Here is a 25,052-nt window from a genome sequence, read left to right as displayed (position 1 = left end):
ACATTTTAATGCCTGCAGACCATGAGACATCAGCCTAAAGAAACGATGATCACCAAAGCCTCCGGCGAACGGCTTGCTTTTTCCGCGAAGAAGCTGAAAGATTCCCTACTGCGTTCTGGCGCCCCTCCTGGTATAATAGATGATATTATTATACAGATCACTTCCCGGCTTTATGATGGTATACCTACGGCAAAGATCTACAGCATGGCCTTTCAATTGCTAAAACAACAGAAAAAAGGACCCGCTGCGAAATATAAGCTTAAGAATGCGCTTATGGAACTAGGGCCTACCGGGTTCCCATTTGAGCAGTTCATAGCGCGTATCTTCAGGAAGATGGGCTTTGCAACGTCCACAGGAAAGGTACTGGAAGGAAAATGCGTCCGGCATGAGGTCGATGTGGTGGCACAGAAAGATCACGAGCAATACCTGGTAGAGTGCAAATTTCATCAGCAAAGGGGGATCTATTGTGATGTAAAGATCCCTTTATATATCAGTGCCCGCTTTAACGACATTGAGCAGGTCCTTTCCGGGAAAGTAAAGAATAAGACCCTGACCTTCCAGGGCTGGGTAGTTACCAATACGCATTTCACCAAGGATGCAATCGCATTCGGAATGTGCGCCGGTCTGAATTTGCTGGGCTGGGATTTCCCTGTTCGGGATAACCTGAAAGAGCTGATCGATCGGTATGGCCTTCATCCCCTTACCTGTCTCACTACACTTACCCAACAGGAAAAGCAGGAGTTCCTCCAACGCAATATGGTGCTATGTTCCGAACTGATGGAACATGAGGCTATACTGGAAAATAAGTTCTCAGCCGAAAGAGTGGAAAAAATAAAAGCGGAATGTGCCCATCTTGCTTCATAGTGTAAGTCATTTTAACAGGCAGCGCTTACGTTGGACACGCAAGCGCTGCCTACTTACTCTAGGTGTGCTATTCTTGCCCAGTATCATCAAAAAAGTCATCGCTCCAGGCAGGCGTTATACCCGTCAAGCATAAAAAGGCTATTTCAATACGGTGTACAGCTTACCGAAGCGCTGGTAGTAAGCCTGCTCCAAAGCTTCACGGTGATCGGGGTGAGCAATGCTGATCAGCAGGCGGGCCCGCTGCTCCATGTTACGACCGTACAGATTGACGACGCCATATTCCGTAGCCACATAATGTACATGTCCACGCGTGGTTACCACACCGGCACCCTGCCGCAGAAAGGGTGTTATACGGGATACGCCTTTCTTCGTTGTGGAAGGCATAGCAATAATGGGTTTCCCGCCTGCGGACAGGGAAGCGCCGCGCATAAAATCCATCTGGCCGCCGATGCCCGAATATTGATAAGTGCCGATGGAATCGGCACAGATCTGCCCTGTAAAATCTACCTCTATAGCGCTATTGATCGCTACTACTTTAGGATTTCTGCGGATAATGTCGCTGTCATTCACGAAAGCCACATCCATACAACTCACGTAGGGATTATTGTCTGCGAAATCGTATACTTTCTTTGTACCCAGGATAAAGCTGCTTACGATCTTACCCGGACGTATTACTTTATGCTCATTGGTAATGACACCTTTTTCTACCAGCGGTATCAGTCCGTCCGAAAACATCTCCGTATGCACGCCCAGGCCCTTATGCGTCGTAAGCTGCTTCAGTACGGCATCCGGCACGCTGCCGATACCCATCTGGAGTGTGGCGCCGTCTTCAATCAAACCGGCAACATGTCTGCCGATCTTTTCCGCCCGCTCATCCGCACCGGCACTGTAATCCACCTCCGGCAAGGGACTGTCGGCCCATACCATTGCTGTAAATTCCGAATAATGAATGATCCCGTCGCCCAGTACCCTTGGCATACGTGGATTCACCTGCGCGATCACTACCGGCGCATTGCGTACGGCGCTCAGTGCCGCGTCTACCGAGGTCCCCAGCGTGCAATATCCATGCTGATCGGGCGGCGATACATGTACGATCGCTACATCGAGCGGCAAGATACCTTCCCGGAACAGGCCAGGTATCTCACTCAGGAATACCGGCACGTAATTGCCATGACTACCGTTCGCCCATTCACGTACATTGCCTGAAACAAACAGGGAATTGAGGTAAAAGCTGTCAAGCACTTCAGGCCGGTTCCACGCAAGATCGCCATAGGTGCTGATACAGGTCAGCTCTACCTCTTTAAGCTCGCCTGCCCTGGCAAGCAGCTTGTTCAGCAGCACCCGGGGTGTGGCAGCGCTGCCATGAATAAATACCCTGTCCCCGCTTTTTACGAGCTGTATCGCTTCGTCCGCGTTCTGATAATGAATATCCATTTACTGTATTTGAATTAATGTGAAAACTATTGCATGCCTGGTGTCTTTCTCAATGCACTATCATGACGGGCACCTCCGGATGCAGCACCATTTTCCTGGTCACACTTTTATGAAAGATGCTTTCAACGAAATTGCGCTCCTTAGGGAGCAACATCAACAAATCTATACTGTTTTTGCTCACGAAATCTTCCAGCCCCTGCTTTATGTCGTTGTTGGTCGTGATCCTGATCTCGGGATGAAGCCAGGCAAGATTGTTTTGCATAAACTTTGTTTCCGTCAATACCTGGGGATACATCTTTTCTTTGGGTTTGCTTACGTACAGGATCTCCAATTTCGCCGGGAAATACTCGAATATATCCTTTATACCCTGGAAGGGAACTGTCTCCGATACATTCCGCATATCGCAGGCCAGGCCTATTTTCCGTATCTCTTTGAAGCGATAACCCGGAGGAACGACAATAAGGGGACGGGCAAGGTGTTTTGCCGCTGCAAGGCTGAAGCTACCCAGGAAAAATGCCTCTGTAGCGCCTGCACCGCTTGTTCCCATAACCATCGCGAAGATCTTCTTTTGCCTGTTAAAATTCTCGAGCTCTCCCAGGAAACTATTCACAGTCGTCCGGAAAGTAATGCAGAGCTTGTCATTGCTATAGCTTTCAAGCTTCTCTTTAAGCTCTTTCAGCGACCTGTTGGCCTCGCCCATAGCTATTTCGATACTATCTATCGGCAAAGGCACTTCTGCCACCGTAAGCGGCATTGCTATAACATGTAGCAAGGTAATTTCAGCATGGGTATGCATGGCGAGCTCTGCTGCATAATAGGCTGCATTGATGGAAGCTGCGGAAAAATCGGTAGGGACAATTATGGTTTTCATAGCATGAATCGAAAGTGTTTTTACATTTCCGGATCAAAATTAGAGCGGCGCCTGAGACTATAAACTGATCCGGAGCATCGCCAGGCATGATCTTGATTCTGAGATACGAGTAAATAATACCGACCGTTTCTGTAATAACGATCATATATAGTTCTGATCCCGCTCATTTCAGCACATGGATAACTATCCGGATCTTTGCTGCACAAAACGGCGCTATGCTTATCCGAAACAGGCATTGGTCCATTCCTTTTCTACGGGCGGATTTTCAGCCACCACTTATGTTTACAATCGATACTCCATATGAAGACATTATTTTACAAAGCCCGCCTGATCGTTATTGCCGGCACACTGACAACAGGGCTTGCCCGTTGCGGGCATGGTCATCAGCGGGAAGAAAGCGTAATACATAAAGAAAGAATAGAAAAAAGCAAGGAAACAGCCGATATAAGCGAAGCCGTCAAAGCTACCGATGAGGCTGGCTGGGATTCTGCTGCTGCCTACCGGCAGTTCGGCGATACGGCCAATACGTATCTTAACCGGAATACCCGGGCCCTGGAAAAATTTGAAGAGAAGGTAAGCCCGAAGGGAAAGAAGGTCCCTTTGCCGTATCGCAAACGGATCAAGAAGCTGAAAGAACGTAATGAAGCTTTGAGACAAAGACTTGCACATCCCCCGGCAACAGGAGGACAGGCCGCCTGGGAAGATTATACCCGTTTATACAATTACGATATGCAGCGCCTCGGACAGGATATCCGCAGGCTGACAGGATACCAGCCGGAAGAAAAAAAACCGCAACCAGGGAAGGGCAGATAAAATGCCCAGATAATAAAACACCTTACATTCGGCGAGCCAACAAAGCATTTCGTTACCTGGTAACAATCAGTTTTGGTTAAACCTCCCAACCAATCCGTCAGATGAAAGCCTGGCGACAACAACCTTCCTGTCGAAAGTCTCAGTCACCTATATCATTTTTCTGATTGAGCAGGATCATTGGATATACCTGGCGTCAACGACTACTTTTATGGTATGTTCGAGGTCGTTTTACTCATCGCCGAAAACCTGGTTACATGCGACATTCTTTATCCGTTGTCTGGCAGCAGATACTAGCATGGATTATTACCATAGCAATTGCCGCAGTGTTGTCAAAAATCTGCGTATCGGCTACCCGAAAGGTAATAGCCACAATACTATGGCTTCTGTATGATCTCCTGATTAAAAATGATCTCCATCACTTGCGGTAACAACAGGCATTGTGCGGGAGTCAGATGGGGAACGACTGCTAATAGTATTTCAACCCAATATTTAAGTTTGACCTAACCCAAAAAACTGACATGTCTTTAATCTTTGAATTTTTCTCGTTCATATTTACTCTTTTAAAGAAATTGGGATTGTTCAAAGAAGATCAATCCGCTCCGCCATTCCGAAATAATGCTACAGAAAGTAAGCGACAGAATACAGAAATTGGGTAGTGCGCCAGATATATTGATCAGAACTGAAACATCAGCAAAATCAACAAACTCTTTAAAAATAGGAGAAAAGCAGGTAGTATTCATACTGCCTGCTTTTCTTTTACTCGTGGTACAATTCGCACGCCTTTGGCCTTAAACATTAATCTATGCTCATTGAACTTTTTCAATACAAATATAGAAGCTATTCAATAGTCTGAAATTATATAATGTTTTTTATAGACTTTTATTGGCGTCCATATGTGTTCGACACCCATTGGGCGCCAATTAAATTGTTTGACCGAAACTGCCCTTACCAAACCCTCTTAATATGAAAAGATATTTCGTTTACAATCTTACTCTGTTTGGCAATAGACCTGGTAACAATCCCCGCGAATTCGTCGATTGAGCTGGTCGAAAAAATTTACTTGCCGCATTAGCCGATATTGTTTTGAGCGACTATCCGGATATAGGAAACAAGAACTACCGGTCCTCGGGCCTGTCGCACTTTTCTCACGGAAGGTGAAGTACAGCGCTAAAGTGGTGCTTCGACAAGCGCAACAACCGAAGTTGAAATCAATAGCAAATTTGTTTCTTATAGCCGGATAGCCATTGTTTTAATAGGTCAGGCTTCCTGTATATGCCTTCAGTACGGTATGTGCCGGTTCCTTTTGTTGCCTCATTACCCTGGAAACAGTATCAGAGGTAAGCTTTCTGCCAAGGATTGATCATCCCGTCCTGAACCAAACTTTTATGATATAAATACCAATTAATCATCCTTCATTTTAACCACAAAAATGTAAACAACTATGGAAAGTAAATCTACGGTTTATTTTAGGTGGTCGGGGCGGTATTTGCTTATAGCTTCGGTATTGCTGCTCTTTTGTACCAGAGCAATTGCTCAGCCGGCCTTACACGAGCCATTTGGCGCTGCTACCGGCACTGCCTTGGTGGGTACAACAGGTTTAAGCTGGACGAGTATCGCCAGCGGTTCTCCCCTTACCACATCAACCGGCAATCTATCTTACGCAGGTGCGCCTGGCAACGGTATCGGCAATAAAGTGAGCCTCGCTGCCCCGGGGCAAGATGCTTATAAAAGTTTCACAACTATATCGGTGGCCACCGCTGGTACAAGTGTATATGCAGCTGCTGTTGTCAATGTAGCATCTTCTCAACTGTTGGGCGACTACTTCTTTGCTTTGGGTGCTACCACTACTCCAAGTGCGAGAGTGTATGTAAAAAAAGACCCGGTTACGTCCGACTTTTATTTCGGTGTAGCCAGAGGGGTGGGAACGCCCGTGTATGAAACCACACCCCGTGCCAATGGTGTGACCTATTTCATTGTACTTAAATACACCAGTGTTGCCGGCGCTACCAACGATATCGTTGACCTGTACGTCAATCCATCGCCAATCGTTACAGAGCCAACGCCTGCTGTGTCTTACAGTGCAACCAATGGTGCGGAAGCCACCAGCTTTAGTTCTGTGCAACTTTACCAGGGTACAGCAGCAACGTCTCCGGTACTTGACATAGACGCCATCACAGTAGGTGCTTCATGGGCTGCTGTTGCTACTGCGCAATACGATTTTGGCGATTTGCCTGTTGGTTTCGAGGCAGATAAGGACAGTACGATGAATTTACCGGCAACGGCGTACGCTTCATCGACCTGGCGTATCGGTACTACGTTTGATGCCGAGCTTTCTAACAATTATGTAGCTGACAATGCTGATAATAACGGTACGCTTGGCGATGGATTAAACGACGACGCTTTTACGGTATTGCCCATCGTGTACCGTGGTGCCGCAGGTTTATCCATGTCTGTACCCGTTACCGGAGGTAGTGGTACTAAATATGTATACGGATGGCTTGATTTGAATGGCGACAATCAATTCCAGGTGGGTGAAGCTGCAACCGCTACTACAACAACAGTTGGTACATCTGCAGTAACTCTCACCTGGACAGCCGCTCAATTAGGAACGATTCCGATAGCTGCCACGAAAATATATTTGCGGCTACGCTTGTCAAGTATATCATTGATTGACTTTACTACAGCTGCCACCGGTGGCGCAAATATAGACGAACGTAGTATTGGTAACGGGGCTACAGCGACAACCAACGCAGCTAATGCGAGCGCGGTCCCGCTTGGCGAAATTGAAGATTACAGACTGGATGTGCAACCCGGAACAGATTATGGCGACCTGCCCATTAGTTACGAAAAGCAGTTTGACGGCACTACAGATCGCCCTGCTGTTCATCAACAGCAGCAGGGGTCCAGCCTTGGGGCCTTGTGGGATGGAGAAACTGCGCCGGCAACGGTAGCAGCGGCAAGCGACAACAACGACCCCAACGGAGACGACGCTAATAATTTATCCGATGAAGATGCATTTGTAACCTTACCTGTGGTTTATAAAAATGGCGCCTTTACAGTTGCAGTGAATGTTACCAATGCCAGCGGTACCAAATATTTATACGGCTGGCTTGATTTGAATGGTGATGGTAAGTTCGCTGCAGCTGAGCTTTCTGTTGCTGGTCCGGTTTCCATTACAACCGTCGGCGCCAGTATTCAAAGGCTTACCTGGCCTGCAGCTTCTGTCAATACAATTACCGGCGCCAAGGTTTATATGCGCTTGAGATTGTCAGGCTCTTTACTAAACGATTATACATCTGCGGGCAGCGGTCCGCTTGTTGATGAGCGCAGTATAGGTAACGGAGCTGTCTCAACCGCCAATGCTGCCAATAATGCAACCATGCCTATAGGCGAGGTGGAGGATTATCAATTAGCCGTCGTTGATGGAAGCTATGATTTTGGCGATGCGCCGCTTACATTCGACAACAATAGCGATGGTGTACATTTAGCAGCGAGAAATATTCCAACAGATGTACTGAAGATCGGCGGTCTCCCGGATGCGGAAGCTTCAGCGGGTTCCGTTCCATTTTTGTATAGCAACAATGGTGCTGATGGTGATGGCGGTGATGAAAATGGTATATCCAGCCCTCTTCCGGCAATAAACGTAGGTGCGGCATATAGCGTTAGTGTAAGAGTTACCAACCACATCGGGAGCACGCGTACGCTGTATGGCTGGCTTGATTTAAATAACGATGGTGTTTTTCAGCAATCGGAGCGCGCTACTACCCTGCCGACAATAGCCACGGGTACAAATAATGGTCTTGTAACACTTACATGGACTGCCGCGCAAATGGGTGCTGTGGGCGCATCAAAAATATATATGCGTTTACGCCTGAGCAGCAATACCAATACCACTAACGGCAGTACGGCAACCCAGGTGGACAGGCTGGCCATCGGAGACGGTAATAATACACTTACATACGGCACAGAGGTGTTTTTGGGTGAAGTGGAAGATTACCAGGTTACGGTTAATCCTTCTTACGATTATGGTGATGCGCCCAATACTTATGAAATAAATGCAGCCCTTACACCCGTCCCGGCAAGACATCAGACCATAACATCGGGCGCTGCAGAATTGTATTTAGGTCATGCTGCCGACATAGCTACCGACTACGATAACGGGCCAGCTTCTGTGGGCACCGGGTTTGATAATAACAGCAGCAACGGCGATGGCGCCGATGAAAATGGACTTACTGCGACTGAATACGGGAGGCTGCTTGAAGTGGGCAGCTCATACACCTTGAACGTAAAGGTGCGTAAGGGTACGGGAGTTACCGGTACAACTACACTTTACGGTTGGATTGACTTCAACGACAATGGTCGCTTTGAAGCCAGCGAAGTGGCAACGGCCACCGTAACCGGTTCAGGCGATTTAACGCTTCCTTTGGTATGGCCGATGGCAAATGCTGCCAATACAAAAACATACGTTCGTCTGCGGCTCACCAATACAGCTATGGCCGACCTTACTTCAACCACTAGTGGTCCTCGTTTAGATGAGCGTAGTATAGGTCATGGCAATTCCGCCGGTACTTACACCGGTACAGTACCCACAGGCGAGGTAGAAGATTATCAAATAAATACCAATTTCGCAGGAACGCCTGATAACATGGCAGACTGTCCTCTTTATGGCCGCATGCAATCTGCATTCCACGCATCAATAGCGGCAGGGCCCGATGGTATTTATAAGATATGGGGAGAAGGCGCGGGGCTTGGATCTGCTTACGGCAGCGATAACATACTTACCCCGACAGCTATAAATAAAGCATTGTATCCGGCCATAACAGGAACAATTCTAAAAGCAACGCTCGCATCCAACAGTATCGGGAATACAAGCCAGGTAATCGTATTATCTACTGACGGGCTTTATGCCGCAGGGGCAGAGGGTCGGATCGTTCCGACAGCCCTTACTTCAAATGCTACTTGCCAGAAGATACTTCCCGCCAACGGCGCAGCGACTACAGGGCTTCCAGCGGGCGTTAACCCGGCAGACGTCGGGTATATGATGGCTACACCGGGCGCGCTCATTATCCGGACCATTTCCGGATCGCTCTACGTTCTGGGTAGCAGCAGCAACCTCTATGGAGATCGTACCACCGCTACTACCACTGCCGATGCTTTGTGGCATCAGGTATCCCTGTATACCGGCGTGCCGCTTACCAATATTAAGCATGTTGCCATTTCAAATGGCAATGGATTTGCAGTAGATGCTGCTGATAATTTTTACACCTGGGGGCCATCTCAATACCTGGGTAACGGTACTGCCCTCAATGCGGTGTCTACCGTGGCTCCGGTGGTACCTGCCAATTCCAACACGGCAGCAGGTACCTTTTATCGTGCAAGGCCTATGGCTAAGCCTGCGGGCTGGGTCGCCACCAAAATGATTGCGATGACGGGAAGCACCCCGGGCTATTATGCTTTGAGTACCGATGGATACCTTTATGCGTTGGGAGACAACAGTAGCGGACAACTGGGGATAGGATCGACGACCAGCAGCACAAACTGGGTTAGGGTCAAGGTCAACAGCACCACCGATCTCAGCGATGTTGTTTCTATTGCTGCCAATGACCAGGATGCTTATGTATACCCGGCAGTGGCGGCAATTACAAGCACCGGTAATATGTACACCTGGGGCAGCAATGATGGAAGTATGATTGGACAAACAGGGACTGTGGTTTCCTATGCTACCATACCACCGGATTTCGCAACATCCGGAAAGCGTTCGAATTTTGTTGAGGTAGGCGGTCATACTACTGTTTATGTCTCCGATGGCAGTTCAAAATACTGTTATGCAGGACACAGGATAAATGGAAGCGAAGGTGACGGCACCACCGAAAACCAATATGAGTATATTTTCAACTGTAGTTCTACCGGGGATGCCAAAGTTGCCTGCGCTCAGTTACTGGATGCCGGCGATGCTCCGGGAGAATTTGAAAGCGGTTTCGGTGACAATCGTGCGGTGCATAGTTTCTACTACTCACGAGACGTATACCTTGGTACTACATTGCCTACTGACGAATATGCTACCCTTAAAAATGTGAATACCAATGCGGATAATGAAGGCAGCAACGGCGACGGGTCAGAGGAAGATGGTATTATTAAAGGCGCTTACAACGGCGAAGGCACTTACAGCATCACCATCAGCGCATTTAATAATAGCGGCCTTACCGGTACTATTTATGGTTGGGTTGACTGGAACAATAATCACATTTTCGAACCTACCGAAATAGCGACCACCACTATTCCTGCAAGCGCTGCCCAGCAGACAGGCATTACGCTGACCTGGGCAAATGCAGGGCAGGTACAGTGTAATACTGTAGCAAATATTGTTCGCAGTTACATGAGGATCCGGCTAACAACTGAAGTAAAAGCGGACAACCCTATTACAACTGTTGACGAAAGAGCCCTTAGCGCAGCACGTGACGGTGAAATTGAGGATTATTTTGTTGATTGGAATACTTCTGAATACAGAGACTTTGGTAATATTCAAAATACGGCATCCATTTTCTGGCCAACAGCTTATGCAACTATTCTTACCTCTGGTGATAGGGTTTGGCTTGGTAATAATACCGACAACCCTACGGCAGAGTGTGAAACAAACGTCAGCGATGCCAATACACACGGCTTAACGCTTTCCGCTGCGCCGTTAACGCCTGCTGTGGCAGGAGCCGGCACATCCGGAGATCCGTTCAAGATCGTGCCTGGTGGCAATTATGACTTGAATGTTACCGTTAATGGTAACGGACCTGCCGGTACCAATGTATATTGGGCGGCCTGGGTTGATGTAAATGGAAATGGCCGCTTCAATGACGGTGTGGATCGTTTTGTAACCGGGGTTACACCGCACAGTGGTCCTGCTACAGCCGTGGCAAGCATCAGTATTCCGGGAACCGTATCTGTAAATACTACGGGTAAAATACGGGTGGTTGCTACTGCTTCTGTTACCACATTTACAAAAAATGATAATGGCGACGTAAAATTGTTCAACGGAGAGGTTGAAGACTATTACATTAATGTAAATGCGCCAAACGCTATATTTATCACAGGTAATTTATGGGGTGATGCAAATGGCGATGGTATCAGAGACGCTACAGAGAACAACTCTGACGGAGGTGGCGGAGTATATGTGAATCTTGTAGATGCCGCTAATAATGTTGTAGTCTCTGTGCCGGTAAATCCTGATGGCACTTATAGCCTGCCGGCTCCGCCAAATGCGGAAGGATATATGCTGATCGTAACAACTAATCCTGCCAGCGTTACACCAGAGCCACCAACGGGTCTCTTCACTGGTGAAAATGTTGGCGCCGGCAATATAGCGGTGCAGGGTACAGAACTAGGCGTAATTGAACTTACAACAGGCATTACTGATATAACGGAACAAAATTTTGGTTTAAATGCACCGCCGACAGCAAATGATGTTTCCGGTTCATTCGCCAATCCCGGAGGAATAGCGGCCATACAGGTGCCGACACTAAATGGTGCTGACCCTGAGCAAGGGCTGCTTGATGGTGCTGCTACTTCATTGAATCATGTTATTATCAGCACCTTGCCGGCATCAGGCAACCTCTATTATAACGGTGTATTACTTACTGCTGCTAACATAGCTACCGTCGGAAATATAACCAACTATGATCCTGCCCTGCTTACCTTCGATCCACCTGCCGGCGGCGGCACATACACCTTTACTTACAAAGAGGTAGATGCTGCCGGCAAGGAAAGTGAAGCGGCAACGGTAACCATGGAATTTCCTGTACTTAACATAGGAGGCACTGCATTTAACGACGTTAACGGTATGACGGACGGTACGGTAAATGGCCTTACCGAAGTGCCATCAGGTCTTCAGGCAGTGCTGATCGATGAAGTTACCGGCCTGGTAGTCGCTGTTGTTCCTGTAAATCCGTTAACAGGGGAATACCTGTTTTCTAACCTGGACGGTGGTAATTATTCGCTGATGCTTACGACCACAGCTGCCACTGTGGGTGCATTGCCTCCTGCAGTCACACTTCCTGGTGGATGGTTATCTACGGGTGAGCATAATGGAACAGGGCCCGGCAGTGATGCGCTTGCAGATGGTAAATTGCTTTTAGGCAATGTAACCGAGACCGTTACTGCTGCTAACTTTGGTATAGAACAGCCTCCTGCGGCAGTAGACAATACTTTAGCATCCCAAGGTAATCCTGGTGGTATCAACACCATAGATATCACTAATCATTTCCTGTTCACCGACCCTTCGGCGGGTACCTTATCTGCTGTAAATATTACTAGCTTCCCAAGCGATGTTACCAGCATTGCGGTAGGTACCCTTACCTATTATGCCGATGCAGCATCAATACCGGCAATATGTCCTACAGCAACCTGTGCTTCATTCCCGGCTACGGGCGGAGTTTCTGTGCCAACCGACGCTACAGGCGTGCCGTTACAGCCGATCCGTATCGACCCGGTTGATGGTAATGTTACGCCTTCTGTTTCATTCACTGTAACGGACAATGCAGGAAAAACAAGCAGCAATACGGCAACGCTGGCAGTACCGCTCGCTGTAATCTCCGTTTCCGGTACTGTTTGGGACGATGCCAACGGTGATGGTGCTACTGCCGGAGAGCAGAATGTAAGTGGCAATAATACACCTGCAGGAGGTAGTATTCCTGCCGGAACATTGCTGTACGTCACATTGGTTGATCCGCTTGGCATGGTGCTGCAATCGATACCAGTAAATGCAGACGGCACTTACAACCTGGAAAATGTACCTGCAAATACTACAGGCATGATGATCCAGGTCTCTACTACGCAAAGTACTGTGGGCAATGCGCCTGAGACTATTACTTATCCTGCGGCATGGGTGCCAACAGCTAATGCAGTAGGCGCTGGTAACAGTGCGGCACAAACGCCGGATGCAGGTACTTCTATCAATCTTGACGCCGGCAGCATTGCTATCAGCAATCAAAGTTTCGGGATAGAACGTATACCGCAGACAGATACCAAAACAACGACCATTAGCCCTCCTGCTGCCGGAAGCTTCCTGGCGCTCGATGGTATCGGTGCTAACCCGCCGGTGTTTTCCGGTAACGATGCAGAGGATATGTCGGTAAGCGGTTCGCTGAGTACCAAATCAGTGGCTATAACAAGCTTGCCGACGAACGGTACACTCTGGTATAATGGCGCTGTTATTGAATTTGGTGCTGATGGGATCAACCCGCCCTCACTGACAAATCCATTTAATATCCCTGTATTCAATCCATCGCTGCTACAAGTTGAATTTACAGGCAGTGGGTATACGTCCCTGGAATTTGGTTACGCCTACATCGACGCAGCCGGAGTAATGGATCAAACACCCGCCATCTATAATTTGAATTGGAGTACACCGCTGCCTGTGACAATGGAATACTTTACAGGTAAACTAGTTGGCTGTGAAGCAAGACTCTCCTGGCGTATCCCTTCACTGGCAACCGTTGCAAGATTTGAAATATTGCGTAGCGAAGATGGCCAGGCATTTTCCGTGATACAAAAAGTTGCTGTTGATATCATTAAGACCGACTACACTGTAAACGTTCCGCACAGCAATACAGCTATGTATCAATTAAGAGTGGTTTATACGGATGGCCTTGCAGACTATTCAGCCATCTTAATGATTTCCGGCGGATGTAACGCCGGAGGTGTTAGTTTGCTACCCAACCCTGCAACGGATATGATTACGGTAATTGGCACAGATGAAGCTGCAGCTGTAACCATCATAGATGCATCCGGCAAAAAAGTAGTGAAGGAAACAGTGCTTGTAAATCACAAAATTGATGTAAGCCAGCTGACACCGGGTGCTTATCATCTTTTGGTGAAAGACAACAACAAAGTTCTTCGAACACTTAAATTCATTAAGCTATAATGTTTATAAGATTCTAGTTTGCTTATCTCAGAGAAAGCGAGGTTGCCATCAGCAACCTCGCTTATTTCGTTTTACCTATCTTATACCTGTTTATTTTAATCAGGAACTTTTACAATCCGGAAAGGATTAAAAAGTATTTACTATGCGTAGCTTTTGGCGTTATGTGAACAATACCTGCAAAAAAAGGCTCTGGACCGTTTTCCTGTAATTGGACGATGTACTCAGTCCTTGCAAAAATGGGCTGTTATAAGTGACAGCCGTTTTTCCACATATCCAAGCACCGGGAGAAACGCGAATAGATGTTAATTCGAAATCATGGGCATCTGCGCTATTGCTGACTTATCCGTGAGTCCTTTTCAGTGTTGTGCAAATATGAATTGATATATAATTGAATACAAGGAATGTTCTAATTTTGTCTTGAGTGGCTAGAGTAGTTTGAGCGCAATAAGAATATGGGGTCCACTGGCTATGAAATCACAGACTATCTAATGACTTAAACAATCGAAGTTCCCATAGGAATTAATCGATTGTACTCCAGATTTCTGACACCTAAGGCTTAGACTGGCTTACAACAGCAGACAAAGGCACTCCATTCAATAAATTTATACGCCTATTCAGGGCGCTGTTTAAATCATCTATAGAATAAAATAACAGCAACAATTTAAATTAAAGTAATTTGACATTCCAAGTCCGACGTCAAATACTTCGCGGCTCTGCGCTCTTTCGGTTCCCAAGATAATTCTTCAATTTCTCTGCCTTTCAATTTAACTGCAAATGGCAACATTCATGCTATCTCCCTGCAGTGCAATGTTGCTCATAAGTGATGCCGCAGTAAGATACTGCACATTTGATCCCTATATAGATAGTCAAAAGTATAAGGATGCTATCGATGATTTTGACAAGCATAACCTCAGATTTTAAAATAGCCGGCGATGTCGCCGGCTATTTGTGTAAGTTTATCTGGTGGTATAGCCGCCATTAGCAAAAATGGTCTGACCGGTGATCCACCAGCCTTCTGTTACTAGAAATTCCACCAGTGGAGCGATGTCTTTGATATCTGTTAAGCCACCCAACGCAGCCGCAGATTTATGGTAGGCCACCGCCTCGTCACTTTCTTGCCCGTAAAAGAAAGGGGTATCCATAGGGCCCGGTGCTACAGCGGTAACGGATATACCCCGTGAGCCATATTCCTTTGACGCAGCACGAGTATAATGTTCAACCGGTGCCTTCTGGCCTGCGTAAGTGGAGTATAAACCCGTATATGCCGCAAGCAGGGAGGTAACAATAGTGCATATCTTCCCATGATCATTTAGCTTTTTCCCCGCTTCCTGTATAAAAAAGTACGCCACTTTGGAATTGATGTCTGCCATGCTATCATATTCTGCCTCCGTGGTGTCTGTAAAAGGCTTCTTCAATACTTTACCGACCGTATTAATGGCAATGTCAATTCCCCCGAACTTTTCCCCGGCTTCATCAAAAAGCCGGACAATGTTCGCTACTTTAGTCAGATCGCCCTGGAACAGGATGCCTTCGGCGCCGGCCGCCTGTACATCGGCAAGGGTTGCTTCTGCTGCAGCTCTGGAACTTTCACTATTATAATGGATGGCGATTTTTGCTGCGCCCTTCTTTACGAAATTCCTTGCCAGCAATCCACCGAGGTTTTTGCCGCCTCCTGCAATGAGCACTGTTTTGTTGCTCAGGTCATTTTTAGACATATCAATTGATTTTTATGAGTGAACGATAAACTCAAAATTGGTTTAAATGAAAAGCGGGCTGTCCTTTTTATAATGCCCGCTTTTTTATTGCGATAAGAGGAAACAGAAGAAGGCTTACTTCCTAAAGTATAGCAGCATGGTCGCGATGGTATCTTGGAGCATTTCAATGTCGGGAATGTTTCTAATGTAAACCAGCTTGCTGGTTATATAGTAACAATTGTTTCTTCCGCTGTACTTTCCGTTAGTGCCCATGTGTCTGTGATATACTGCGACTTTTAGCCATGGCGGGATCTCATATATGTCTAAGGCCTGATGATTCACAGCATTGAGGTCGGGCATGGTCTCATCAGTGATCAGCAGGCCTTCGCTGCTTGCCCGGACGGCACTGTTGAACTCACTGTAGTTTTTGGCCTTTCTAATATTTAGTGGCCTCGCTATATTGCCAAGTATATGGGTTATGCCGTGCTGCATGAATGGAGAGCTGCTGGCAATTACTACGTTTATTGCTGACATTCTTTTATTCAGTTGTATAAATTCCGCCGCCTGCATAACGAATACCAGGAAGGTCAGAATCGATTTTATTGCAGAGTAAATCTTTATGGATCAAAATACAGCCTTTGAGATGGCCCATTTCATTTAACCATAACCGCCTTTTGCCGAAAGCAAGCAGTTTTAAAAAAGTTGATTTATATAGTGTATATAGTGCGGCTCTTTAGCTAGTAGTACAAAAATGATGCCCTTTTATGCGAATCTTTGCTGTACCAGAAATACTTGAGGATGCGGATTGTACTTTCCGGGAATGCCAGGGAATATCGTACAGCTATCAGGAGAAAGATAGAAGCTGCCTGTGGCGTTTGGTACACAGAGCTGCATGTATAGTGTGTGGTTATACACCGCACCGAAAAAAAATACGGCCACCGGTAGGAATACCGGTAGGCCGTTCTTAACCAAAGCAGAATTGTTAGAATCCAGCTATTTTCACTATTTTCCTGGAGACAGTTTCCCCTGTTGCCGAAACAATATGTACCTGGTACACACCTGCGGCCATAGCGGTGCAATCGATCTTCAGTGTATGATCCCCAACAGCTATCGTCTTCACTTTTCTTCCGGTAGCATCATAGACGCTGATGGTCTCATTGCCGGCAAGGCCGCCGATCGTTAGGTAATTTTTTACGGGGTTGGGATAAATATCGATAGACGATCCCTTGTTGATCCTTACCTGGCGGATCTGGCTATAGGTATACTTACCATCGAGATCTGTCTGCTTTAAACGATAGTAATTCATACCGTCGAAAGGCGTTTCATCGTAGCTCTGGTAGCTCAGCTCTTCGCGGCTATTGCCATCAGGCGCTTTCGATTGGACAAAACCTATGGTATTCCAGCGTTGTCCGTCCGCGCTGCGTTCGATGCCGAAGCCTTTATTCTTTTGCTCGCTTGCGGTGCGCCATGCCAGCGCTACTCTGTTCCCGGAACGATAAGCATCGAAAGAAACCAATGTTACCGGCAGCACCGTGCCCACCGGCTGTGTGGAAGACAGGTACACGAAGCTGGAGAAGTGAGCGACATTGCTGAACTCGACATAAGCAACGCCATCTTCAACACCGCTTGCTGTTGGTGTCAGCTGGGAAGCCATACCCGTATTGAATACGCCATCGGTATTGATGTCGGTGATGAGGGTTGCGGCATCGCCTTCGTACTTGAACCAGCCATTGGTCTGGGCATTGGTCACTGCCGTACCCGCCAGCTCGGAAGGATCATAATATACCCTCACTTTCACACCGGTATAGGTACCCGCTGTGGTATCCGTAACCGTGGCTATCCTCGGCATGACTTTAGTGCTTTGTCCTGCGTTGCTGTAGGTAGCGCCATTAGGGGTGATGGTTGCGCTCAGCTTGCCCAGCTGTATATCGGTCATGCCGCTTATAGCAAGGTATTTATTGGTCGAAGCGGCCTGGCGCGCATATTTCCAGGTATTGGTAGCGCAGGTGGTAAAGGTAGGAGCAACGGTGGTTGCGCCGGGCAATACGACTACACCGGGAGCCAGGTTACTGACCTTGGCAAAGGTGAAATAGCTGGTGCCCTGCGGGAAATTGTTCAAGGCTTCATAGTTGCTGCCGTTCGTGGTCAGCGGAGCTACCACCAGGCCAGTGGTAAAGGCCGCATCGGAAGCATAGATAATTGCATAGTTGGCGCAGGCATCTTCGCCCGTGATCGTTGTGCTGCCTACGGAGGCAACGGGGAACTGGAGCTTGACTGTTTGCGCTACATTCGTATTGCGCACTTTCCAGACACGGTTCATGCGACGGTTGTTGCTGTTGCCGTTATAAGCGAAAGTGGTATAAGTCGAGGCCGTGTTGGTCATAGCCTGCGTGTTACCGTTATCGCCCCAAAGCATGAACTGGCCTTCCTGGAGCGTTGCCGTATTCGCATTATTGGTGGCATAGATATTGCCGAGACCAATAGCTACCTGGCCATTGGCATTATTGGTAACCTGGCTGCGGCTTTGTTTCTGATGCAGGTCAGATACTGTATCGCGCGCTATACCGGCAACATTATTATAGTAAGCTTTGTCCGCTATGTTATCCCAGACCACTACAGAATCGGAGCTGAGATAGCTCCTGCTGGTGTCGAGTGTAATACCGTATTTGATAGCAAGGTAGGCGTCTACCTTGTTTCTCTCGGCAGGGGTAAGATTATTGGCACCATAAATAATCGTCTCTCCTAAGCTACCATTAATGCTGTAATTATCCGATCCGTTGCCTGAGAAAACCGTAGAACCAAAAACGAATCCACCATCAATCATGCCGTAAGGCCCTGAAATCGAAGAAGTGCCTTTCGGGGCGCCATTCGAGCCTTTGGCAACTGTATTATTGGTGAAGGTGTGGTACATAATACCGGGGCTGTTCGCCGGAAAATTAATAGTGCCGGGATTGGCTAAATATGCGAGGCCCGAGGTGGAATTGTATCGCTCCAGCCGGCCATCAAAATTGATCCCAATTCCATCCCAGTAATGGATATTGCCCGCAGGCAGTGATTTATTGGCTAATACACTAAAAATACGGGCGTTTGCTCCTCCTGCGGTGACACCTTCTTTGGTTAATGTGAAGATATCGTAGGCAGTATCGGTAACGGCTTGTGTCAACAGGTTGCCTAAAGACTGATCACCATTCGTAAAGCTGATTCCCGGGTTAAAATTGAAATACGTGGCAGAACCACTGCGGTAATAAGGATAGGGATTAGTGCCCATCTGGCTTACCACCGTACCTGCGGCATAATCTTTCCAGGAAGTGGCATTGGTGCTGTCACCGGTATTTACGGCATCTTTATCTGCCCTATACCAATGGGACAACCCGGAAAAAACACCTCCGGGAGCATGGTCTACCCTGGAAGCGAATGTGAAATACTGTCCGTCGCCCAATACCACATCAGCATAATTGTAGGTCTTTCCGTTAATCGTTTGCGTATCGACGGTCATATCCGTTACCACATCCGAAGCGTCGAATACTTCATCGGCGCTCTGCACCAGGGACAGGCGGTTGATGCCTGCAGGCCATGCTACCCTTACCGTACCCACGCTGCCGGTATTGCGTACCTTCCAGGTGGCTTTGAATACCATATTAACGCCCTGGGATGCCAGAGCGGCGGCATACACTGCAGGCGATTTGGCCTGGCCGTTATCGCCCCATACCAGGTACTGCGCATTGGCCAGCTGCACGGAATTGCTGTCATTGCTGTTGCTCAGACCGGTAGTGCTGATCAATACCTGGTCGCCGGTGTTTACGGAATTACTCTGGCGCTGGTCCAGGCCGCCGTTGGCATCTTCACGGCCTATGCCTGCAATATTGTTGCTGTACACGCTATCGGCAACACGGTCGTAAATAGTGGCCCCGGATGCCGCCACATAGCTATGGGCCAGCGTGGTACCGTATTTCAGGGCCAGGTAAGTTTCTACTTTCCTGATATCGTTATAACCCAGCGAGTCCTTGTACCATATGACTTCCTGGATATCTCCGGGGAATGCGCCCCAGTTGAAAGCAGAATAGCCAATTTTCAAATAGGGGCCGGCAACACTACTTACTTTATTTATTTGTGATCTGTTATAAGCGCCATTTAGTCCCATCAAAAGCGTATCGGTACCACTGGCGGTAGCGCCACCGGCTGCAGGACGCCACATATAAACGGCAGACATGTTAATGGGGACATCATTGCCTGAAGCTGCGGCGTTATTACTGAACCGATAGAAGCGCTGCTGTGCCCCGGAAATCCCAAAACTCGGTTCTGCAGCATAGGATTTATCATTGTCAATTCCCGTGATCACTCCTGAGCCTCCGGTGGCCAGAGTATCGCGTGCCACACCGAAAACGGTCAGCGGCATATAAGAGAAGCTATTGGAATTATAATTTCCAAAGACAGGATTTACTTCAAGATCCGTATTGGATACGGTGCTGTCCAGGTAATTGTAATAGCTGGTCGATGAATAAGCAGTGGTCCAGCGGTGGAAGTTGTGCGCCTGGTCTCCGCTCCTCACCGTTGCTCCGTTCTCGCTGGTCAGGTCCAGGGCATTGAGGGAGGCATCCTTCCATTTTGAAGCGCTGGCGTTATCGGGACGATACCATACTGCGGGCAGGCTGGCAATACCGCCCGGAGACAGCACAGAAGCTGCAAACGTAAAGTACTGGCCATTGGCCAGGGTAACATCTGCATAGTTGTAGGTTACGTCGTTGATCGTTTGGGTATTTGCCGACATATTGGTTACGGCATTGCCGCTTACAAAAGTGGGGTCGCTGCTCTGCACCAGCTTTAAGCTGTTCAGCCCTGCAGGCCAGGCAATGCGCACTGTGCCTACTGCTGCGGTATTCTGCACCTTCCATATGGATGCAAAGCGATAGTTGGCGCCCGGAATATTGGTAATGGGAACAGAAAGTGTTTTAGGTTGGCCGTTATCGCCCCATACCAGATATTGTCCCTCGCTTAATGCACTGATATTGGCAGTATTGGTTGAGGCGAGGCCGGTAGTGCCGACAAGCACCTGTTTACCTGCATTCTGGCTTATGGATTGCTTCTGGTCGAGCCCCGAACGGTAGTCGTAGGCTAACCCGGCAATATTGTTGGCATAGCCATTGTTACGGTTCGCATTCCATACTGTATCTCCCGTGCTGCTCAGATAGCTAGCCACCGCCGTACCGTCTCCGGTCATCAACGTAATGCCATATTTAATGCTGAAATAAGAATTGATCCTTAATTTTTCCTCAGATGTCAGGTCACGGTCATAACTGAGGATCTCTGAGATATTGCCGCCAGAAGGATTGTTATTGCCGCCATCCGCATTAATGTAAAGATGATTGCCAATGCCGACTGAAGCGGAGGAATTACCGGCCAGCGTAGCTGTGGCCCCGTTCATACTCAATGTGGTTGTGTCGGGATTGCTGGTCCATTGGCTACGATAATAGGCATTAATAGTGGGGATATTATTGAAGCGTTTCAGTGTATTGGGGAATACCGGAGCTTGTTGATAGCTACCATCCCACCAGAAGTAAAGCTGAGTGGCACTTTGGCTTGCAAACCAGGGAATATCCGGGCTGCTTCCGAAATTGATGTTATTACCAAAAGAGACCATAGTCCTTTGCTGGGTAACGTCGGGCTGGCTCTGCAGTATAAAAGTCGATAAGGCCCTTTGTGCATAGCTGGGGAATACATTGGCCAGCAGCAATCCACCGTTTGCATTAGTAAAGCTGTCTACTATCGCAGGATTGAAATTGTGGATGTTATTTTCGAAATACGGATAATCATAGGTAACGCTCGTCGACTGGCTTAATTGGCCAGCAATGCCGCCCGAGTAGCCATAGTTCCGCCATCCGCTCACTCTTCCGCTCACCAAAGTGGTATCCGTTCCAGCGTCTGCTCTCAGCCATACGGCAGGTAAGGCTACACCGCCTGGGGTCTGTACAAAGGCAGCGAACGTAAAGTACTGGCCATTGGCCAGCGTAATATCTGCATAATTATAGACCACACCGTTGATCGTTTGCGTATTGCCGGTCATGTCGGTTATGGTATTTCCCAAATTGAATGCAGGGTCGCTGCTTTGTATAAGCTTGAAGCTGGCCCATGAAGAGGAAGGCCAGGCCACACGGACCATGCCCACAGTGCCGGTATTCTGAACTTTCCAGACCGATGCAAAACGATAGTTCGTTCCCGGAATATTGCCGACGGCAACGGAAGGTATTTTAGCCAGGCCATTGTCCCCCCATACCAGCGCCTGTCCGTCGGTTAGCGTGCCAGTATTGGCTGCGTTGGTATTGGCCAGACCCGGAACGCCGATCAGCACCTGCTTTCCGGTATTGGTGCTCCAGGATTGCTTCTGTAACAAGCCCGAATTGTCATCTCTGGCAATGCCGGCAATGTTGTTCTGGTACCCGGCATTGACAGCGGCGCTCCATACCGGTGTGCCAGCTGAGTTAAGATAATCTTTGGTTCCTTTTGCAAAGGTAGTACCGTATTTTATGGCCAGGTAAGATTCTACCTGGTCCATCTGGGTACTGCTCAGATTGTCTTCAAATACCATCAGCTCATTCAGCTGTCCATTGAACGAGCCCAAGTTGTTGTCACCGCCAACTCTAAGCTCCTTATAGGCATCGGCAGTATTAACGTTATAAACCTGGTTGTCGGTATATGTTGTCCTCATCCCGTTATAGGAAGCAGTAGCCGAAACATAAGCGGGTGTTCCTCCTGCATTGTTCTGCCATGCACCACCGGAAGTGAAATACGTCTTGGGCAGCATGGAATCCGGCGCAAGTCCTTGATATCCCGGTCCGCCGTTGCTGAAAAATAATGTTTTCCAATAGGAGTTTACGGGGTACATATGCAAGCCGGGGAAGTCCATAGTCTCATCGAAACCGAAAAACCCGGCATTCTGGCTGACGTTTGTATAACCCGCCGCATATAATGTCCCTGTGGCCCTGTCGATCACATTCACACCCGCTCCTGGAGTAAACTGCATCCATTGACTACCTGAGAAAGTAACGGTAGGATTAAAATTAGCTTGTGTCTTGACATTGGAAAATACCGGGCGATCTCCTGCGGTTGCCTGCAGAAGGTTAAAGCCGCTGCCTGTGTAGGCATTCCACTGCTGAACAGTTGTGCTATCTGTCGCTGCTGTTGTACCAGCATCTGAAAATACGGTGTTCGACGCATCGGCTTTATACCAGGCTGCTACCGGAACGCCACCGGGACTTTGCGCATAGGCAACGGAGCCGCCCAGCAGGGCCGTAGATAGAAGCAGCGCTGTAAGCAACGGCCCCGGGGGCTGCCGCCTTTCTGCAATCCGGCCCAAAAGAAATGTAGGATAGATCTTGTACATGTATTTTGGTTTTTGTGAAAAATGGAAGAGAGCAATATGACATGGTGTCCTGTACCGCTGTATAGCTTAGACTTGCTGAGCCCGATGAAGATCCGGGCGATTCGCGCCTTGGGTCTGTATACTCAGTTATCCCAGCCGGTATCCTGAACCGGAGCATGCAGCATCGGGTAGTTCAGTCTGATAGCGGTATGCAAAGCCGCTCTGTAAATAGCTGGAGTGTAGTGTTTGTTTGGCCATCGTGTGTAGGTATTGGTCTGGTGTATTGCGCCCGCTTTGGCTTCGCTGTGCAATGCGGGTATCTGCGTCATGTGCAAAAGTGCAACATGGTTGAGAGAAAATTTCAAACCATTGCATAATCTGATTCTTTTAATAGTAAAAGTTCAACTCTTAAAACGACTATTGATGGTTTGTAAGGGGCGCTGGTAACCAATGTTAGCGATTGGAAAGATGCCCGCAGAAAATTTTCAGGCTTGTAATTGAACAAGTGCAACGCAGAAATTCAAGTACTACGATTCCGCATGGTGTATGTATATTGACGCATGCTTCTGTACAAATTATTCACGTCTTTTGCCTCGGGCGACCAGGTCAATGAAGAGAACGTAATCTATAGTATTTCGGAAGCAGATAGGCTTGTCGCTATGGGGGTTGATATGCCTTTGGTCCTGACTAGGAAGGGCTGGCACAAGCTATCAAGTCCTCCCAGTAAAGATTTCCTGAAGGATGTGGTACACGGCTGACTATTCCGCTCCGCAATTGATCCCTGTGCGTAATATTTAAACTGACAATAAAACGATATGAGCTTGTACAAATCGGTATTGGTGATCGACGATCATAAGATGGTTGCTAACGGCATAAAACTGGTTATAGGTAATCTATTTGATAATTTTTATATGGCGCATGATGGTATGAGCGGCGTCAGCAAAGCCCTGCAATTTTTTCCTCAGCTGATCATTGTCGATTACTCACTGCCGGACACTACGGGAGATCTTTTGGTGCGGGAGCTGAAATACAAGCTGCCCTATACAAGAGTGCTGGCGTATACTTTTACCTATTCTTCCAATGTTATTGTAAAGCTGGTGCAGTCCGGTGTTAATGGCTATGTGATCAAAAAGGAGGACGACGAAGAATTTATTAAAGCGGTACACGCCGTTATGGAAGGCCGCGAGTATTTCTGCCAGGAGGCCCGCATACACATCGTCAATAAATTTGCCAATGCAGAAGATGATCTTGCTGCTACGCACCTCATCGCCAATTTTAAGTTCTCCGGCAAGGAGATTGAAATGATCCGTTTACTTTGCAAGCAGATGACTACCCGGGAGATCGGGGCCAGCCTTCACCTTACCGAACGTACGGTAGAGCAATACCGCAGCAATATGTCGCGCCGGATAGGTGCAAGGAACCTGGCCGGTATCATCAAGTTTGCATTGCAGAATGGTATCGTACAATTGGATGATCTATAAACGGGCGCAGGTAGCTAGAACGGAATGCGACAGTATTCTCAAACGGCAATCAATTGAATTTAAGTCACTGCTCAGATACTTGTTGTCCCTGTTTGCTAAACATGCTTCAATTTGTAATCCTTTAAAAAGTAGACTATTGAAATAGGCCGCTTTTTTTGACCCAAGAAAACTGTTATCTGTCGTAAGCGGTGCAAGAACTACGCTTCAAATTAAAATGCTGCAAAATAAACTCTGCAGAAATAACTCCATCACGCGAAATAGCTCTCCTGAATTTGTTACCTCTGCATGCTAGCCAAGAATTAAATATTCGAACGGGCAGTATTGATAACGCAGAAAAATAACTATTCAACTTCTTGAGGTCCATCATTCGGGTTTCTCTATACGACACGAAGTACATATAAAACAGTTCTATTTTTGATCTGTTCCATTGAAGGGGGCGCAATTGACCTAGATACGCAATTGAACTAGATAAATATTCCCTTACTAACCAATAAATACCCAAATAACAATGAACGCAAAATTTACTTTAAAGGCGGTATTGCTTACTGCTGCTGCTGTGCTCCTGGGCGCAGGCATAGCCCTGGCGCAGGATTGCACCGCCAATGCCGGTGGTAATGCTGTTGTATGC

9 protein-coding genes are annotated in these 25,052 nt (G+C 47.7%); 4 read left to right on the top strand and 5 right to left on the bottom strand.

What is annotated here, in order from left to right; genetic code table 11:
* The first annotated feature begins 21 nt into the window (after positions 1-21).
* On the top strand, positions 22-864 hold the full coding sequence (locus DZC79_RS20430) for a restriction endonuclease (protein ID WP_118953481.1): 843 nt from the start codon (positions 22-24) through the stop codon (positions 862-864).
* 138 nt (positions 865-1,002) lie between these two features.
* On the opposite strand, the gene DZC79_RS20425 is transcribed toward DZC79_RS20430, so the two are convergent.
* Both DZC79_RS20425 and DZC79_RS20420 read right to left on the bottom strand, forming a co-directional pair.
* A complete protein-coding gene (locus DZC79_RS20425; RefSeq protein ID WP_118953480.1) occupies positions 1,003-2,298 on the bottom strand; it encodes an acetyl-CoA hydrolase/transferase family protein in 1,296 nt (431 codons plus the stop codon).
* A gap of 49 nt (positions 2,299-2,347) precedes the next feature.
* On the bottom strand, positions 2,348-3,169 hold the full coding sequence (locus tag DZC79_RS20420; protein ID WP_118953479.1) for a universal stress protein: 822 nt from the start codon (positions 3,167-3,169) through the stop codon (positions 2,348-2,350).
* A gap of 300 nt (positions 3,170-3,469) precedes the next feature.
* On the opposite strand from DZC79_RS20420, the gene DZC79_RS20415 reads away from it, so the two are divergent.
* A complete protein-coding gene (locus tag DZC79_RS20415) occupies positions 3,470-3,982 on the top strand; it encodes a hypothetical protein (protein WP_118953478.1) in 513 nt (170 codons plus the stop codon).
* A gap of 1,441 nt (positions 3,983-5,423) precedes the next feature.
* Positions 5,424-13,892: a GEVED domain-containing protein gene (locus tag DZC79_RS20410; RefSeq protein ID WP_157977312.1), complete on the top strand. Its 8,469-nt coding sequence runs from the start codon at positions 5,424-5,426 to the stop codon at positions 13,890-13,892.
* A gap of 956 nt (positions 13,893-14,848) precedes the next feature.
* On the opposite strand, the gene DZC79_RS20405 is transcribed toward DZC79_RS20410, so the two are convergent.
* From DZC79_RS20405 to DZC79_RS20395, 3 genes are all read right to left on the bottom strand, one after another.
* Positions 14,849-15,607, bottom strand: coding sequence for an SDR family oxidoreductase (locus DZC79_RS20405; RefSeq protein WP_118953476.1), 759 nt, complete (start codon positions 15,605-15,607; stop codon positions 14,849-14,851).
* A gap of 114 nt (positions 15,608-15,721) precedes the next feature.
* A complete protein-coding gene (locus DZC79_RS20400) occupies positions 15,722-16,120 on the bottom strand; it encodes a hypothetical protein (protein WP_157977311.1) in 399 nt (132 codons plus the stop codon).
* A gap of 448 nt (positions 16,121-16,568) precedes the next feature.
* A complete protein-coding gene (locus tag DZC79_RS20395; protein ID WP_118953474.1) occupies positions 16,569-22,964 on the bottom strand; it encodes a T9SS type A sorting domain-containing protein in 6,396 nt (2,131 codons plus the stop codon).
* 794 nt (positions 22,965-23,758) lie between these two features.
* Between DZC79_RS20395 and DZC79_RS20380 the strand changes: the two genes are divergently transcribed.
* Entirely contained in the window at positions 23,759-24,424 is a 666-nt protein-coding gene (locus tag DZC79_RS20380; protein WP_118953471.1) for a response regulator, read from the top strand.
* The last annotated feature ends 628 nt before the right edge of the window (positions 24,425-25,052 follow it).

Source organism: Taibaiella helva (genome assembly GCF_003545695.1).
In the GTDB taxonomy this organism is placed as follows: domain Bacteria; phylum Bacteroidota; class Bacteroidia; order Chitinophagales; family Chitinophagaceae; genus Taibaiella; species Taibaiella helva.
The sequence above is the reverse complement of the archived record's forward strand: the minus strand, read 5'-3'. Positions and strand labels throughout refer to the sequence as shown.

Coding starts and splice junctions, on each gene's coding strand:
- DZC79_RS20415 (WP_118953478.1), top strand. CDS start 3,470: ATGAAGACATTATTTTACAAAGCCCGCCTGATCGTTATTGCCGGCACA.
- DZC79_RS20395 (WP_118953474.1), bottom strand. CDS start 22,964: ATGTACAAGATCTATCCTACATTTCTTTTGGGCCGGATTGCAGAAAGG.
- DZC79_RS20410 (WP_157977312.1), top strand. CDS start 5,424: ATGGAAAGTAAATCTACGGTTTATTTTAGGTGGTCGGGGCGGTATTTG.
- DZC79_RS20405 (WP_118953476.1), bottom strand. CDS start 15,607: ATGTCTAAAAATGACCTGAGCAACAAAACAGTGCTCATTGCAGGAGGC.
- DZC79_RS20420 (WP_118953479.1), bottom strand. CDS start 3,169: ATGAAAACCATAATTGTCCCTACCGATTTTTCCGCAGCTTCCATCAAT.
- DZC79_RS20430 (WP_118953481.1), top strand. CDS start 22: ATGAGACATCAGCCTAAAGAAACGATGATCACCAAAGCCTCCGGCGAA.
- DZC79_RS20425 (WP_118953480.1), bottom strand. CDS start 2,298: ATGGATATTCATTATCAGAACGCGGACGAAGCGATACAGCTCGTAAAA.
- DZC79_RS20400 (WP_157977311.1), bottom strand. CDS start 16,120: ATGTCAGCAATAAACGTAGTAATTGCCAGCAGCTCTCCATTCATGCAG.
- DZC79_RS20380 (WP_118953471.1), top strand. CDS start 23,759: ATGAGCTTGTACAAATCGGTATTGGTGATCGACGATCATAAGATGGTT.